Genomic DNA, 15,793 nt, shown 5'->3' on the forward strand with positions numbered 1-15,793 from the left:
ATGGTTATAAGCACAATTGTAACAGGCGTTGGCGGACAGGGTGTTGTATCTACCTCTGATGTAATAGCAAACATGGCGTACTTAAACGGTTTTGATGTAAAGAAGAGCGATGTCCATGGCATGGCACAAAGGGGCGGTGCTGTTATAAGCACGGTTAGGTTTGGAGAAAAGGTTTTCTCTCCCATTATAGATTTTGATACGGCGGACTCATTGATTGCACTTGAGGAGCTTGAAGGGTTAAGGGGCGTTAACTATCTCAAGGATAATGGAATATTAATACTCAGCAACTATCATATGCCGACACCAGACATCACACTTGGATACACATCATATCCTGATGATATAAAAGAAAGGATCAGGGAGATTAAACCGCACATACTGGTTTATGATATTGATGTACAGGGTATGTTAAAAAGGCATCCTTCTTATCGCGACAATATGTTTTTACTTGGCATATATGCCAAACTTTTAAAATATGAAAAATCATTATGGCTGTCCGCTATAGAACAAAGGTTTAAAAATCCCGATAATCCGGCGAACAGCTTTCTATACGGTTATGAGAATAAAGATGCACTTGTAAAGTCCGGCACTGTTGGTGTAGAGAAGTAAAAGTATGGAGGTATTATGATTTTAAGGGATGTTGAACATTATACCAGAGATAGCCTTGATGAGATCAAATTAAACAAACTTAAACGGGTAGTGGAATGGGTTTATGACAGGGTACCTTTTTATAAACAGCGATTCGACAAGATAGGTCTTAAACCGCACCACATAAAAAGTCTTGATGATATAAAACACATACCATTTACAACAAAGAACGATCTCAGAGATAATTATCCGTTCGGGTTATTTGCAGTTAATATGTATGATGTTGTCAGGATACATGCATCATCAGGTACAACAGGCAAACCGACCGTTATAGCATACACACAAAATGATATAGAAACATGGGCAGAGGTTATGTCAAGGGCTCTTACATCTGCAGGGGTTCATAAAGGGGATATTCTTCAAAACGCTTACGGCTACGGGTTATTCACAGGAGGACTTGGCATACACTATGGTGCAGAAAAGCTTGGCGCTGCTGTTATCCCGATGTCGGGGGGTAATACACAAAAACAGGTCATGCTCATGCAGGACTTTGGATCAACAGTTCTCACCTGCACGCCGTCTTATGCACTTAATGTAGCAGAAGTCGCGAATGATATGGGTGTGAGAATGGATTCACTCAAGTTAAAAATAGGCGTGTTCGGTGCAGAGCCGTGGACAGAGGACATGCGGGCAGAGATAGAAAAAAAACTGCGCATTGATGCAATTGATATATATGGTTTGAGCGAGATCATGGGGCCTGGTGTCGCTGTTGAATGCCTTGAAGCAAAATCGGGACTGCACATATATGAAGACCATTTTTTACCTGAGATAATAGACCCTGATACACTCCAGCCTTTACCTTACGGTGAACAAGGAGAGCTTGTTATTACAACATTAACAAAAGAAGCTATTCCTTTGATCAGATACAGGACAAGGGACCTTTCAGGACTTAATCCGGAGCCATGCGCATGCGGAAGAACCATAACCCGTATGTCAAGGATCGCGGGTAGATCGGATGATATGCTTATCATAAGGGGTGTTAATGTGTTTCCATCCCAGATAGAGAGTGTTATATTGAAGTTTGACAGCATAGCTCCATATTATCAGATCATTGCAGATAAGGAAGGCGCACTTGATACCCTTGAAATACGGGTTGAGGTGAGTGATAAAATTATGTTTGATGAGATAAAGGTACTTGAGAATCTCAAAAGAAAGATGGAGCATGATATAAAAGACTATCTTGGTATAAGTGCAAACGTAAAGCTTGTAGAACCAAAAACTATTGAAAGGACAGCAGGTAAGGCGGTGAGGGTAATAGATAAAAGAAAGAAGTAAAAAGGATGGCTGTTTATTAACCCAAAATGCAATAATCAAAAGATTTCCCCGGCGCTTGCGACGGAGAGCTTCTTTGTGCCTGTTTTTTCATTGTATTTTTTAGTTTAAACAACGCCTTTTTGCTTAAGCTGCTCTATCTCCTTATCCGAGTAACCGGTAGACTTTAATAACTCAACAGTATGTTCACCGGATGCCGGTGCTTTTTTAAAATCGTCATTCTTATCCTTATAAAATGGATTCCTTATTGTTATAGCCTTCCCATGCTCTGTTTGCACATAACCAAACATACCTCTATAAATTATCTGCGGGTCATTTAGCAGTTCATTTGGTTCATTAACAGGCTCTATACAGACATCCTGACCATTGAAAAAATCTACCCATTCTTTTCTTGTTTTTTTTATAAATACGGACTCAATATCTTCACTCACCCTTTTCATCTCATCGCCTCTCGCATACTGCTTATCAAGCAGGTCGGGCCTGCTGATCATCTCAACAAATTTTGCCCAGAACTTTGGTTCGATCGCACCGATTGTAATAAATTTATCATCTTTTGTTTTATAGACATTATAGCATGGGACGCTGCCTATAAGCTCCATACCGCCCCGTTTTATACCATCTTTAACATAAGGCAGATAGGCACTCATAAACGCCAATAGTCCATCAATCATTGATACATCAAGATTCATACCGCTGCCCGTCTTTTCTCTATTATAAAGTGCAAGCATAATTGAGCCAAATGCAGTAAAACTACCTCCACCTATATCTCCGATTTGAACGCCTGGTATTACAGGTTTATCAATAGTGCCTGTTACTCCAAGTACACCCGAGATCCCCATATAATTAAGGTCGTGTCCCGCCTTTTTTGCATAAGGGCCATCCTTGCCATAACCTGTAATGGAGCAGTAGATTATGGATGGATTGATCTGTGAAATTGCATCATATCCAACGCCGAGTCTATCCATTACACCTGGTCTGAATCCCTCAACAACAATGTCTGCATATTTTGATAGCCTTTTGAATACCTCAACCCCTTGTTTTACCTTTAGATTAAGCCTTATGCCCTTTTTATCCCTGTTCAATGCCTCAAAAAGACTACCCCGCGTGCTGTCTATTTCAGACATCTGTCTTAAATAATCACCCTGATCCGTATCCTCGATCTTGATAACTTCGGCGCCGAGATCGGCAAGAAAAAGCGTTACTAAAGGACCCGGCAAAAGCCTTGTCAGATCAAGTACCCTTATGTTTTTTAGTATTTTCATGCTATCCAATGTCCTGTCAGTAAACTTAAATAATCCCGCACACCATTAATTATACGATAATGACGGATGATATGTTTTTCAAATGAAGGAGTCAATCTTTAATGAATTCGTTAAACAACCAATGCAGTTAAAGACGTAGAGTTATTCCAACTTTTCCGCCTTTTAAAAACAAAAAGGTGGATTTATCAATATGTTATATATAAAAATAAGTGTGAAACCGCACTTATTTAAAAAGTCAGGAGCATCACTTATATTAGTTTTAACCTAATCATCAGCACCCTTATGAACGCTTCTATCACGATTCCATTTGACATCTTTGATTGTCCCGCCCTTCTATCCTCAAAGATAATCGGTATCTCTTTTATATTGAATCCAGCCTCTTTTATCCTGTATGACATTTCTACTTGAAACCCATAGCCGTTTGATCTTACACTATCCAGATCAATCTTTTTAAGTGCAGAAACATTATAACATCTGAACCCTGCTGTCATATCGGTAACATTTAAACCAAGCATAAACCTTGAATATAGGTTGCCGCCTTTGCTTACAAATCGTCTCAATAAGCCCCAATTGACTGTCCCGCCTCCATCTATATACCTTGAGCCTATAACAAGGCCGTTATCTTTAAGGCCCTCAAGTAATCTTGGAAGATCCTCCGGTTTATGTGAAAAATCAGCATCCATCTCGAATACCACATCATAACCTTTCTCTATGGCGTATCTAAAGCCACTGTTATACGCATTACCCATACCCATTTTTTTGGGTCTATGAATCACTCGAATTCTTAAATCAGCCGCTGATAGGGCATCAACAATCTTACCTGTGCCGTCTGGTGAATTATCATCGATAATGAGGATATCCGTTTGCGGGAGATAATTGAATATTTCCTGAATAAGCTTCCTAATGTTCTCTGCCTCGTTGTATGTGGGAATTATAACGAGAGATTTCACGGACGTATAATCCCTTCAAAACCATAGCATTTGTAGACATAAAATGTTCTCGCATAATGCCCGAATCTATAAATATTGATTGGAGATAATTCTACCCATTTTTTGCATTTAAAGTGCTGCAGAGGATCTATCCTGAAACTATTGTCGTTAATATAAACGGCGTTCCAGCCTATAAGTTTCTTTGTAACATTCATGCCCCAGTCATGATAAGAGTCTCCTGTATTGTTTGATGTGTATACCTGCGGCTGTCCGGGTGCATTAAATGCAAGCTGGCTTGAAAGCTGATACTTATGAGTAAAGATAAAGGTTTTGCCTTGTTTGGAAAGCTCATCATAAGCCTTCATCACTGCCTTGCCGGCTGTGTGCCATCCGTACAGATCGTTTGTAAGGTCCGTATCAGCAGGCTTTAAAGGGATCAGCGGATAATAAAGTTGTATGTGTATGAGCATTGTAAAAAGTAGTGCAATCGACAGAGCAAGCCATAGATAAAACCTATATCCTTTCTTTTGATACATATCATAAGAAAGCTGGATCATAATGATAACCGCGGGTATGTACCCCATTAGTGCCCAGTTTGGTTTTTCATCAACAACAAAGCTTACGGCAAAAAAGAAGCTCACAATCACAATAGAGAATATTGATAAGAAAAGATATGTTTTATTCTTATCCCTTTGCCATACCTTAAATCCGTAATAAATGGCATAAAGTATAAGAAAATAGATGAAAGGAGAAACCAGTCCGACTTGAGAGCCGAGAAATGTAAAGAATTTATTTATGCTTAAATGAAAGTTCGGGTTTCTTGATACAAGCTCAAATCTTACAGACGCAAAATTATGCTGTATATTCCATACAATGACGGGAGTAAATATTATAAGCGCAATGATGGCTGCGATATAAGTCCTTTTATCTTTAAACCATTTTCTATCATCTTTTGAAACAATCATAAAAGTGAGGGCTGATAAAGGAATAAAAATCGAATGATATTTACTCAGCATTGCAAAACCAAGTGCGGTGCCCGCAGCATACCAGTAATTACCCTTTCCATCCATAAACACCTTTACAAGAAAATACATTGTTAAAAGCCAGAAAAATCCGAGCGGTGCATCGGGAAGCATCATCAGTCCGCCTATAGCATAAGCAGGTATAATGTTTATAACAATAACTGCAAAGGATGCCTTCATCCTGTCTTTAAGGAGCTTGCCAGCAATAAGCCATACGAGTATCGAATCGCCAATAGAATAAAGTAATGCCGACATCCTTACTGCATAAGCTGTACTGCCAAGAAATTGCATCATAATATAATTTGACCATGCGACAAGCGGCGGATGCTCGTAGTAGCTTAATGATAAATATCTTGCAAACTGCCAGTAATAAGCCTCATCATCACTCAGATTAAGCGTAAAGATGAACACAAGTCTGATTATAGTTAGAAACACGATTGTTATAATAAACAGCCATAAAGCTTTTTTATTCTTTTCCATATTTTTTTTCTTATCATTTACACAATTCAAAGGTCAACAAATGTAAACGTGCATGCCATTAAATATCCAGCCTATTGACTTATATGTAAACAGGTTTTATCCTTTCAATAAGAATTTAAAAAATAGAGGTGGTAAAAGATGAATCAACTTAAAACGGTAGTGCTGCTGGGCGCATTGACAGGGCTGCTTATATTTATAGGCGGTGCAATAGGCGGCCAGAGCGGCATGATGATAGCTTTTGTGATAGCAGTTGTCTTGAATTTTATAAGTTACTGGTTTTCGGACAAGATTGTATTATCTCTTTATAAGGCAAAAGAGGTTCAGGAAAATGATGAGCCCAGGTTATTCAGTATAGTGAGAAAATTAACGGCCCAGGATGGATTACCAATGCCTAAAATATATATTATACCAACCGATACTCCCAATGCATTTGCCACGGGAAGAAATCCTGAGCATGCAGCTGTAGCCGTAACGAGGGGTTTGATCGGTATGTTGAATGAAGAAGAGCTTGAAGGCGTGCTTGGTCATGAGCTTTCACATGTAAAACACAGGGACATACTTATAAGCAGCATATCAGCTACAATAGCAGGCGCTATCATGATCCTTGCGAGAATGGCCATGTTCGCAGAGTTTTTTGGCGGATTTAACAACAGAAATAAAAAGGGCGGCTTGCTTGTTATGCTTGCATTTGCGATACTTGCACCTGTTGCGGCTACGGTTATCCAGCTTGCCATATCAAGATCGCGGGAGTTTATGGCAGATGAGGGAAGTGCAGGACTCACCGGTAATCCGAATGGTTTGATCTCTGCACTGAAGAAAATAAGCTATGGTAATGCAAGGCTTCCGATGAATTCCAACCCTTCTACTGCACATATGTTTATAATATCACCATTCCATGGTAAGGGAGTATTGTCATTGTTCAGTACTCACCCACCGGTGGAAGCAAGGATTGAAAGATTAGAAAAAATGATGTATGGTAGATAAATAAGAGGATATAAATGTTTGATCTTGCTGATTATAAGGAAAGATTATCAGAAAAAGCCCAGGAAATGATAGGCACCGCCATCGAGGAGTCAAAAAAACGTCAGCAGTTCTATGTTGGAGTTGAACATTTATTTCTTGCGTTTATAATGTCGGAGAAGGATTTTATCAATGATTTAAATCGTGCACTCGGGGTAGGCACAAAGTTGATAGAAGATCTGTTAGATGAACATCTTAACAATACCAAATACTTTGTTACAAGTGGAATCAAGTTTTTACCAGATGTGGTAACCGTTTTACAGATAGCATGGGATAATACCCAAAATTCGGGCAGGCAGCTTGTTACGCCGGTGGATATACTTGAATCAATGTTTAAAGAAGGGCATTGCTATCCTGTTCAACTTATGAGGGGGTTTGGGATTGAACCGAGGGTTGTAATTATAGAAATAGAGAAACAGACGAGAAAACGTGAAGACAAGGAAAAAGAGTTAAAGAAAAAATATGAACTGCCGCCATACTTGAAACAGTTCGGTATAAATCTTAATAAACTTGCGAGGCTTGATAAGCTCCAACCTCTTATAGGAAGAGAAAATGAACTCGCACAGGTTCTCGAGATCTTGATGCATAAGGAACGCAGCAACTCGGTTATGCTTGTAGGTGAAGCGGGGGTTGGCAAAACAGCTATTGTAGACGGACTGGCAAGGATAATAGAACTCGAGCCGGAAAAAGTTCCCTACAGGTTGAGAAATAAGCAGGTGGTAAACCTGCAGATGAACACCATAGTTGCAGGCACCATGTTTAGGGGTATGTTTGAAGATAGAATAGAGCATATAATTAAAGAGGTTAAAGAAAGACAGAATATTATACTTTTCATAGATGAGGCGCATAGTATTGTTGGAGCCGGTTCTGCTATGGGGGTGCCGAGTGATGCGGCAAACATATTAAAATCCAGTCTTGCAAGAGGTGAGGCTCAGATTATAGGAGCTACCACGTATACGGAATACAAGGAATTTATTGCAGAAGATGAAGCTCTTGCGCGAAGATTCAGGCTTGTCCATATTAAAGAGCCGTCACTGAAGGAAACCCGCATTATAGTGGAGGGAATCATACCGAGACTTGAAAAATTGTACAACGTGACAATACCCCATGATACGATAGATGTTATCCTGAATCTCAGCGAAAGGTATAACCGTTCAGTCCGTTTACCCGATAAGGTTATTGGCTGGCTTGACACATCGGCAGTTAAAACAGAGGTAAATAATGAAGATGTTGTGTCGTCTGGTACAATCAGGCAGGTTGTCGCACAGGAATCTCAAATACCTATTGATATGGTTGTAAGGGATACGTCACAGCGGTTTTTAAACATAGAATCAGTTCTTTCAAAAAGGGTTGTTGGTCAGGAAGAGGTCATAAGAAGGCTATCAAACCGCTTAAGGCTTAACAAGGGACCATTGAAAGAAAATTACAACAGACCCGATGGTGTATTGCTCTTCCTGGGTCCGACCGGTGTAGGTAAGACGGAACTGGCAAAGGCGCTTGCAGAGTTTTTTTATGAAGATGAGCATAAAATAATTCGTATTGATATGTCTGAATATTCCGATTCTTCAATGGCAGTTGATAGATTAATCGGTATGCCGAGGGGCATAGTTGGTTCTGAAAGAGGCGGTATACTGACAAATGTGCTGAGAGATAATCCTTCATCGGTAGTACTTCTCGATGAGATAGAAAAGGCTAACGGTTTTATACACAATATACTATTACAGGTTTTTGATGAAGGATGGCTTACCGATGGAAAGGGTAAAAAAGTTTACTTCAGCGATGCAGTGATTATTATGACAAGTAACCTTGGTTCAGAGCATTTTAAAAAGTTTATGCAGCCTCTTGGATTTTTAAATGATGTAACACAGGGTTTTGAATCTGTGAGAAAGGCTGTAGTTTCAGAGGCTGAGAGGATATTTTCACCCGAATTCTTGAACAGGATAGATGAGATAATAGTGTTCAATCCATTGAAGTATGAGAGTGTTAAACAGATAGCGCTTATGTATATAAATCAGATAGAAAAAACCTTAACAAGGGACGGGAAAACCATAATCATTACCGATGAAGCACTGGATATGATTGTAAAAAACGGGTACAGTCAAAAGTACGGAGCACGATTTTTGAAGCGAACTATTGATGAGCTTATAAAGATACCGTTAACGATTAATTGGTATAATGGAAATAAGTTTACAATCTATGTACAAAACGATGACATAGAAATAAAATCTGAATTTGACGGCACACTTGCACATGAACTTTATGCCCCGGTAAATATCTAAATTAAATTTTTTCTTTTTAATTTGGAACTATCCTAATTTTAAACAATGGGAGAATATTATGATAGAATTAAAAAATGTTGTTAAAAAATATGGTGAAAGAGTGATACTGCATGGTATTTCATTCAGTGTTGAAAAAGGAGAGGTCCTTGGTTTTCTAGGCCCCAACGGTGCCGGGAAAACAACCACAATGCGCATCATAACAGGTTATCTGTCGGCTTCTTCAGGCGATATCGTGGTTGACGGTTATAATGTTAGGCAATACCCTAACAAGGTAAAAGGTATAATAGGCTATTTACCGGAACTCGCGCCCGCGTATCATGAAATGACTGTACTGAGTTATCTAAAGTTCATGGCGGGTATAAAAGGAGTACCCGGGAATACGGTAAATTCAGCATTACAAAGGGTAATATCCCAGTCACATGTAGAGAACGTGAAGGACAGGCTCATAGGCAATTTATCAAGGGGATACAGGCAAAGGGTCGGCATTGCTCAGGCACTGTTAAACGATCCAAAAATCTTGATACTCGATGAGCCGACGGTCGGGCTTGATCCGGAACAGATCATTGAAATAAGAAATCTTATAAATGATCTTGGTAAAGACCATACAATCATACTCAGTACTCACATACTGCCGGAGGTTGCTATTACGTGCACAAGGGTACTTGTTATTAACGACGGCAAATTACTTACCCATGAGTCATTTGATAACCTTTCAAAAAAGCTGCAGGATGAAAAGGTCTTCAGCCTCATTCCAACAAGAATAGATGATAAAATGATAGCATCGTTAAAAACCATAGATAAGGTTATATCTGTAACAACAGTTGACAGAGAGATATCCATAAAAACGGAGAATGGTTTTGATAAACCGGAGCTCATATCAGAAGCGGTCTTCAAATCAGGGGGTAACATTATAAAATTTGCTCCTGAAACATTTAACATGGAAGATATATACATAAAACTGATCTCGCAGGATAGAGGGGGTGCACAATGAGTATAAAAAAGATATGGACTATTGCAAGAAGAGAGCTTAATTCGTACTTTACATCACCTATTGCTTATGTGATTCTGGCTATATTCACTTTTCTTACAGGATACTTCTTTTATGTAAGGGTACAGTTTTATAACTTTTTAAGTCTTCAGTTTATGCGCTATCAGGGACACATAGGCGCCCTTAATATCAACGATTACATACTAAAACCCTTGTACGGGAATCTCGGTGTGATACTGCTGCTTCTCATACCTATAATTACAATGAAAACGTTTGCAGAGGAGAAAAGGAACGGTACAAAGGAGTTGATAATGACATCTCCTGTTACATTGACTGACATAGTATTGGGGAAATTCACCGCTTCTGCCATAATTCTTATTGTAATGCTCGCTTCTACAATATCTGCCCCGATATTTTTATTGAGCTATGCATCGCCTGATAAAGGGGTTATATTATCCATATATTTAGGTATGTTTTTGATGGGCATTGCAATGCTATCTGTTGGTATGTTTGCTTCAAGCCTAACAGAGAATCAGATAGTAGCTGCTGTAATATCTTTTGGTATATTGCTTGGATTCTGGGCAATAGGCTGGGCATCACATGGTACGAATCCTGCGATTGCCTCTGTACTGACGTTTTTATCTTTGATTGATACACATTTTCAGGATCCTTTAAAAGGGCTTATAGATACAAGGGATATTTTGTACTATCTAAGTTTTACATTCTTCTTTTTGTTCCTCACACATAGGATTTTAGAATCAGAGAGATGGAGGTAAGTATATGAAAAAAATAATAGGTTTTCTCGGTTTAGGCATTTTTGTAGTTGGGGTATTCATAAGGCTCGTTGCATCAACATGGGGTGTTTTGGCAATAAGCCTTTTTGTCACAGGCATAGTACTCATTACTCTATGGGCTGTTTTGAGAAGAGAAGCATTAAAAGAGCTTTTGAAGGGTAGAAAACTTTTTTACGGGATCAATGTGGTTGTGCTTGTTATTGTAGTTCTCGGTATCGTAGTCGCGGTGAATTATGTATCAACGAATTATTACCATAGATGGGATTTAACGGCTAATAGGCAATTTACACTTTCACAAGAAACGGATAAGGTTCTTAAAGGGCTCAGGCACGGGCTAAAGATTACAGCCTTTTTTGAAGTTGGTACAGGTCAAAGTATAAGAGACCTGCTTGCAGATTATGCCTATAAAAGTAAAGAAGTAAAATACGAGGTTGTTGATCCTGAAAAGGAACCCACAATCGCACAGAGTTATGGCATAAGTTCTAACGGGGTAATTGTTATTGCGTATAATGGTAAAACCATTAAAACAAGTCAGGCGACAGAGAGTGGTATTACGAATGCTATTGTAAAACTTTTGAGAAATAAAATCATCAATGTCTGCTACATAACAGGGCATGGAGAAAAATCTTTGTCAGATATGGCAGGGGTTGACGGTTATGGTGCATTCAAACAGGCGTTAATGGATCAAGATTATAGTGTGAAAGAATTGCTTTTACCTAGTATAGGAGCAATACCAACGGATTGTTCTGTGTTAATAGATGCAGGCGCAATAAAACCATTTTTCCCTAACGAGATGGATGTATTAACAAAGTATCTTCAGGACGGCGGACATATGTTGGTGATGATTGATCCATTGACCAATTCTGGTATTATCAAGTTTCTGTCAAAATATAATATAGAAGTAGGCAATAACGTAGTGCTTGATCAGGTAGTAAGGTTATTTCAGGGTCCCAGTCTTGGAGTAGAACCTATTGTGAAACAGTACAGTCTTATTAGCGATATAACAAAGGATTTTAAAGGCGATACGATATTCCCTCTTGTTAGAACAGTGAGTCCGGGGAATAGCAAGAACCCGGATTACAGTATTGATTCGATCGCCAAAACAAGCAATACAAGCTGGTCTGATGCAGATTTGAAAATACTTTTTAGCAAAGGTATTGCTAAATTTAATCCTAAAGTGGATACCAAAGGTCCCCTTAGTGTAGCAGTACAGGGCACTCTAAAGTTTGGGAACAATACGGCACGAATAGTCGTATTCGGGACATCAAGAATGGTTACGAACAAGTATATAAATGCTCTTTATAACAAGGATCTTGTTATGAACAGTATAAGCTGGCTTTCAAAAGAAGAAAACCTGATTACCATAAGACCCAAGCCGGCAAACAACCAGCAGATGTTTCTTACGCAGTCCGAGGGTAAATTGATCCTTTATATGACAGTAATATTGATTCCACTTTTACTTTTCTTTGGAGGAATCCTTGCCTATACAAGGATGAAGAGGTTATAGGAGACTATTCATGAACTACAAACTTACAATAATCCTTGCAGGAATCCTTGTAATCCTGATAGCAGGCATATTGATCGTTAGACATGGGAAAGTAGGTATATACGGTACTGTGTTAAAGGAGAAACGGGTTTTTAATATTATTAATGGGGATATATCACGGATTGATTTGAGCAATAAAAACGGTAATTTTGTTATAAAAAAGGATACATCGGGGAAATGGATTATAACACATCCTATCAAGACAAACGTAGATACCTCTACACTTAATACCTTTATCAGCGTTATACAAAATCTGAATTACGAAAGGAACATAGGTACCGGTTCTTTAACAAGCTTTGGTTTGAGTCCGGCTTCAATAACAGCAACTGTAACATCATCCGATAAAAAAACTTATAAGCTTGAGATAGGGAATAAGACACCAATTAACCAAGACTATTACGCGATGGCGTATAATGGGAGTAAAGGTATTTTCACCATAACAAAATGGGTAAGAGATAACATGGATAAGAATTTGTTCGATTTAAGGAATAAATACGTTGTTAAAGTCGGATGGAACGATGTGAAGTCTATAACCTTTAAGAAGAAAGGAATCACGGCCTACAGCCTTGCTAAAAATGATAATGTATGGTCATTCAAAAAGCCATCATATAACAGGATAAAAAATTCAATAATGAACAACATGATTTTTGAGTTAGCAAATCTCAAGGCTTCAAATATTATCGACAATTTTACAGATATTGCAAAATTAGGACTTGAAAGGCCATTGGAGAATATTATTATAACAACAATGAATAACAAGCAATATGATATTAAAATAGGTAATAGTGTAAACAATAATGAGTATGCGATGTTAAATGATCAAAAGCAGCATGTGTATGTAATATTGAAGAGTGTGCTTTCAGCTTTTGATAAACCTATAGGTCAAATGATAGATAAAAAATTGTTAACCCAAAATCAGTGGAATATCTCTTCTATAATGTTTGTAAATAATGGTAGTGCTGTAATCTTAAAAAAGAATGCCAAGGCCCAGTGGGATAAAAACGGTACGCTGTATACTAAAGTTAGCTATGTAAATAAGTTAATTCATGATCTGACATCCCTTAATGCTACCGGTTTTATTGGTAATACTGATTTATTAAAAGAGCCCGCACTTACATTTACGATAACGAGTGCAACAGCACCTACAATGACTACGATCTCTTTTGGTAATTATAATAGCAGGGTTGTGTATGCAAAGACATCCATTGACCCAAGATTAGCGGAGTTGCCTGTTTTAGCGGTTAGATCGCTTGAGGCAGACGTGAAATCAATATCAGAATAAATAAAAGGTATATTTGTATGGAAGAAAAAAAAGATGATGAAATAAAGGTTACCGATAAAAGGCGGTTTAAAATGGAAGAAGATGGTAAAGCTGCGGCAGCTGATAAGAATGAAGTGAACGATATGCCTGAAAACAATGAATCACTAAAGGATGAAGGTTCTTTAATAGAAGATGAAAAACAGGAACAGGACATCGGCGATTACAAATTAAGCTTTATAGACCTTATTAATTCGCTTGCAGGTACAGCTCTTATACAGCTTGGTGTTGTAACAGATCCCGCAACAAATAAACTCCAGAAAGATGTAAAAGCAGCAAAACAAACAATAGATATTATAGAAATCCTTAAAGAAAAGACAAAGGGCAATTTGGCTAACGAGGAGTCCATGATACTTGATAATGTGCTTTTTGATCTTAGAATGAGGTATATTGCCACTCAGAAGTAAAGGAATAAGGAGGAAAAAAATGAATAAAAAAGGTTACAGAATATTAGGTGTAGGGGTGCTTATATTGGCATCGGTTGTAGTAGGTTTAATACTTTCTGCAAGGATGAGCATTACAACCCCTATAAGTGCTAAAGAGACAAAGCTATGGAGTACAAAGCCTGAAACACAGCAGGAAACTAATTTGACACAGAAATATGTACCTGCTTCATTCTCACCGCTTGTTAATGCGGTAAAGGGTGCGGTTGTGAACATATCAACAACAAAGATTGTAAAAACAGTGCCGATGAACCAGCAGATGCTCGGTAATCCGATGATGCAGCAGTTCCAGCAGTTTTTCGGTCCGCATTTTCAGGAATTCTTGGGACCTCAGGTACCGCAAGAATATAAAGAACACGCCCTTGGATCAGGCTTTATTATTAACAAAGACGGTTATATCCTTACAAACAATCACGTAATAGCCGGCATGTCCGATATCAAGGTAATAACGGATAACGGAGACCAGTATACTGCAAAGGTAATCGGGACCGACCCAAAAACAGATATTGCACTTTTGAAAATAGATCCCAAGAAAGCACTTGATGTAGCCTATCTTGGTGATTCTTCAAAAGTACAAGTTGGGGATTGGGTTGTTGTTATAGGTAATCCTTTCGGTCTTGATCACACGGTTACCGCGGGAATTATAAGTGCAGAAGGCAGAAGACTTAGTAATGAAAGTAATTATGACCAATTCTTACAGACGGATGCGGCCATAAACAGAGGGAACAGCGGCGGGCCGGTATTTAATCTTAAGGGAGAAGTTATAGGCATAAGCACAGCGATAATAGCTCCAAGCATAGGACAGGGAATAGGTTTTGCCATACCCATCAACGTAGCCAAGACGATTTTACCCCAGCTCCTGGCACATGGCAAAGTTGTAAGAGGATGGCTTGGCGTTTATATACAGGACATTACTCCTGATCTTGCAGAATCATTCCATCTAAAAAGAAATCAGAAGGGTGCAGTAGTAACTAAAGTGGTTAAAGATGGACCTGCTTACAAAGCTGGCATAAGAGAAGGGGACGTGATCATAAAGTTCGACGACAAACGGATAAAGAGTGCAGATGTACTCCCATGGATTGTTTCAAATGTGCCTGTTAATAGTAAGGCATCGGTTGTTGTTATCAGGCATGGGAAAGAAAAGACATTTACAGTTACAATAGGTGAACTGCCGTCTAATGAACAGATAGCGAGCGAAAGTGTTAAAAAGAAAGAATCGGCGAGTAGTGCTGCCTTAGGCATAACGGTAGAGAATATAACCCCTGGTGTACAAAACCAATATAGATTACAGACAAATAAAGGGGTTATTATTACTAATGTTGCATCGGGCAGCCCTGCTGATATGGCAGGCATCCAGAATGGCGATGTAGTAAGGCAGGTTAATCAGCAAGCGGTAAATAATGTAAATGAATACAACAAGCTTATTTCAAAGGTAAAGAAAGGTGAAATGGTTTCGCTGCTCATATCAAGAGGTAATGCAAACATCTATGTAGCAATGACAGCACAGTAGGGACATGAAAACTGTTATAAAAAGAGGATGTAAAAAAGCTCTATCTTTTACGATAGGGCTTTTTTTAAATAAAGCGGTATTGCCATAGAAGTAGGAAAGAACTTGACCTTTAGCGAATAACTCATTAAATTTTAATGTGGTTTTAAATAATAAATTTACAAATAGGAGGTTTAAATGGTAGAACAGAAGCCACAACCGCAGGTTGTACTCTTCTCAACACCAACATGTTCATGGTGCAGAAAGACAAAACAATATTTATCGGAACATAGAATAAGGTGCTAT

Annotated in this window: 14 protein-coding genes; 11 read left to right on the forward strand and 3 right to left on the reverse strand. The window is 38.6% G+C overall.

The window, feature by feature from the left end:
• Both M1381_02200 and M1381_02205 read left to right on the forward strand, forming a co-directional pair.
• Entirely contained in the window at positions 1–609 is a 609-nt protein-coding gene (locus tag M1381_02200; GenBank protein MCL4477901.1) for a 2-oxoacid:acceptor oxidoreductase family protein, read from the forward strand.
• Between the two features lie 15 nt (positions 610–624).
• Complete coding sequence (locus tag M1381_02205; protein ID MCL4477902.1) at positions 625–1,923, forward strand: phenylacetate--CoA ligase; 1,299 nt, start codon at positions 625–627, stop codon at positions 1,921–1,923.
• Positions 1,924–2,027: 104 nt separating this feature from the next.
• Here the strand turns inward: M1381_02205 and M1381_02210 are convergent, their stop codons facing one another.
• From M1381_02210 to M1381_02220, 3 genes are all read right to left on the reverse strand, one after another.
• A complete protein-coding gene (locus M1381_02210; protein ID MCL4477903.1) occupies positions 2,028–3,182 on the reverse strand; it encodes a CoA transferase in 1,155 nt (384 codons plus the stop codon).
• Between the two features lie 248 nt (positions 3,183–3,430).
• On the reverse strand, positions 3,431–4,132 hold the full coding sequence (locus M1381_02215; protein MCL4477904.1) for a polyprenol monophosphomannose synthase: 702 nt from the start codon (positions 4,130–4,132) through the stop codon (positions 3,431–3,433).
• The gene (locus tag M1381_02220; protein ID MCL4477905.1) at positions 4,129–5,613 is read right to left on the reverse strand and encodes a glycosyltransferase family 39 protein; all 1,485 of its coding nucleotides are present in this window, start codon (positions 5,611–5,613) and stop codon (positions 4,129–4,131) included. The genes M1381_02215 and M1381_02220 overlap by 4 nt, the downstream gene beginning before the upstream one ends.
• Before the next feature lie 138 nt (positions 5,614–5,751).
• Here M1381_02220 and htpX point away from each other — a divergent pair, with 138 nt between their 5' ends.
• From htpX to M1381_02265, 9 genes are all read left to right on the forward strand, one after another.
• Positions 5,752–6,597, forward strand: a complete 846-nt coding sequence (htpX, locus tag M1381_02225; protein ID MCL4477906.1) for a zinc metalloprotease HtpX — start codon at positions 5,752–5,754, stop codon at positions 6,595–6,597.
• Positions 6,598–6,611: 14 nt separating this feature from the next.
• The gene (locus M1381_02230) at positions 6,612–8,912 is read left to right on the forward strand and encodes an ATP-dependent Clp protease ATP-binding subunit (protein MCL4477907.1); all 2,301 of its coding nucleotides are present in this window, start codon (positions 6,612–6,614) and stop codon (positions 8,910–8,912) included.
• 58 nt (positions 8,913–8,970) lie between these two features.
• Positions 8,971–9,903 carry an ABC transporter ATP-binding protein gene (locus M1381_02235; protein ID MCL4477908.1) on the forward strand — a complete coding sequence of 311 codons (933 nt, stop codon included), beginning with the start codon at positions 8,971–8,973 and terminating at the stop codon, positions 9,901–9,903.
• A complete protein-coding gene (locus tag M1381_02240) occupies positions 9,900–10,676 on the forward strand; it encodes an ABC transporter permease subunit (GenBank protein ID MCL4477909.1) in 777 nt (258 codons plus the stop codon). The genes M1381_02235 and M1381_02240 overlap by 4 nt, the downstream gene beginning before the upstream one ends.
• Before the next feature lie 4 nt (positions 10,677–10,680).
• Entirely contained in the window at positions 10,681–12,201 is a 1,521-nt protein-coding gene (locus tag M1381_02245; protein ID MCL4477910.1) for a GldG family protein, read from the forward strand.
• Positions 12,202–12,211: 10 nt separating this feature from the next.
• Entirely contained in the window at positions 12,212–13,522 is a 1,311-nt protein-coding gene (locus M1381_02250) for a DUF4340 domain-containing protein (protein MCL4477911.1), read from the forward strand.
• Between the two features lie 17 nt (positions 13,523–13,539).
• Positions 13,540–13,965, forward strand: coding sequence for a DUF1844 domain-containing protein (locus M1381_02255; protein ID MCL4477912.1), 426 nt, complete (start codon positions 13,540–13,542; stop codon positions 13,963–13,965).
• Positions 13,966–13,984: 19 nt separating this feature from the next.
• Complete coding sequence (locus tag M1381_02260; GenBank protein ID MCL4477913.1) at positions 13,985–15,511, forward strand: DegQ family serine endoprotease; 1,527 nt, start codon at positions 13,985–13,987, stop codon at positions 15,509–15,511.
• Positions 15,512–15,685: 174 nt separating this feature from the next.
• The coding region (locus tag M1381_02265; GenBank protein ID MCL4477914.1) for a glutaredoxin family protein at positions 15,686–15,793 on the forward strand (108 nt) is incomplete at its 3' end.

Source organism: Deltaproteobacteria bacterium, assembly GCA_023382265.1.
GTDB lineage: Bacteria > JAMCPX01 > JAMCPX01 > JAMCPX01 > JAMCPX01 > JAMCPX01.

Bases quoted from the DNA above. Each gene is read 5' to 3' on its own strand.
- M1381_02200 (MCL4477901.1), top strand. From the start codon at position 1: ATGGTTATAAGCACAATTGTAACAGGCGTTGGCGGACAGGGTGTTGTA.
- M1381_02205 (MCL4477902.1), top strand. From the start codon at position 625: ATGATTTTAAGGGATGTTGAACATTATACCAGAGATAGCCTTGATGAG.
- M1381_02210 (MCL4477903.1), bottom strand. From the start codon at position 3,182: ATGAAAATACTAAAAAACATAAGGGTACTTGATCTGACAAGGCTTTTG.
- M1381_02220 (MCL4477905.1), bottom strand. From the start codon at position 5,613: ATGGAAAAGAATAAAAAAGCTTTATGGCTGTTTATTATAACAATCGTG.
- htpX (MCL4477906.1), top strand. From the start codon at position 5,752: ATGAATCAACTTAAAACGGTAGTGCTGCTGGGCGCATTGACAGGGCTG.
- M1381_02230 (MCL4477907.1), top strand. From the start codon at position 6,612: ATGTTTGATCTTGCTGATTATAAGGAAAGATTATCAGAAAAAGCCCAG.
- M1381_02235 (MCL4477908.1), top strand. From the start codon at position 8,971: ATGATAGAATTAAAAAATGTTGTTAAAAAATATGGTGAAAGAGTGATA.
- M1381_02240 (MCL4477909.1), top strand. From the start codon at position 9,900: ATGAGTATAAAAAAGATATGGACTATTGCAAGAAGAGAGCTTAATTCG.
- M1381_02245 (MCL4477910.1), top strand. From the start codon at position 10,681: ATGAAAAAAATAATAGGTTTTCTCGGTTTAGGCATTTTTGTAGTTGGG.
- M1381_02250 (MCL4477911.1), top strand. From the start codon at position 12,212: ATGAACTACAAACTTACAATAATCCTTGCAGGAATCCTTGTAATCCTG.
- M1381_02255 (MCL4477912.1), top strand. From the start codon at position 13,540: ATGGAAGAAAAAAAAGATGATGAAATAAAGGTTACCGATAAAAGGCGG.
- M1381_02260 (MCL4477913.1), top strand. From the start codon at position 13,985: ATGAATAAAAAAGGTTACAGAATATTAGGTGTAGGGGTGCTTATATTG.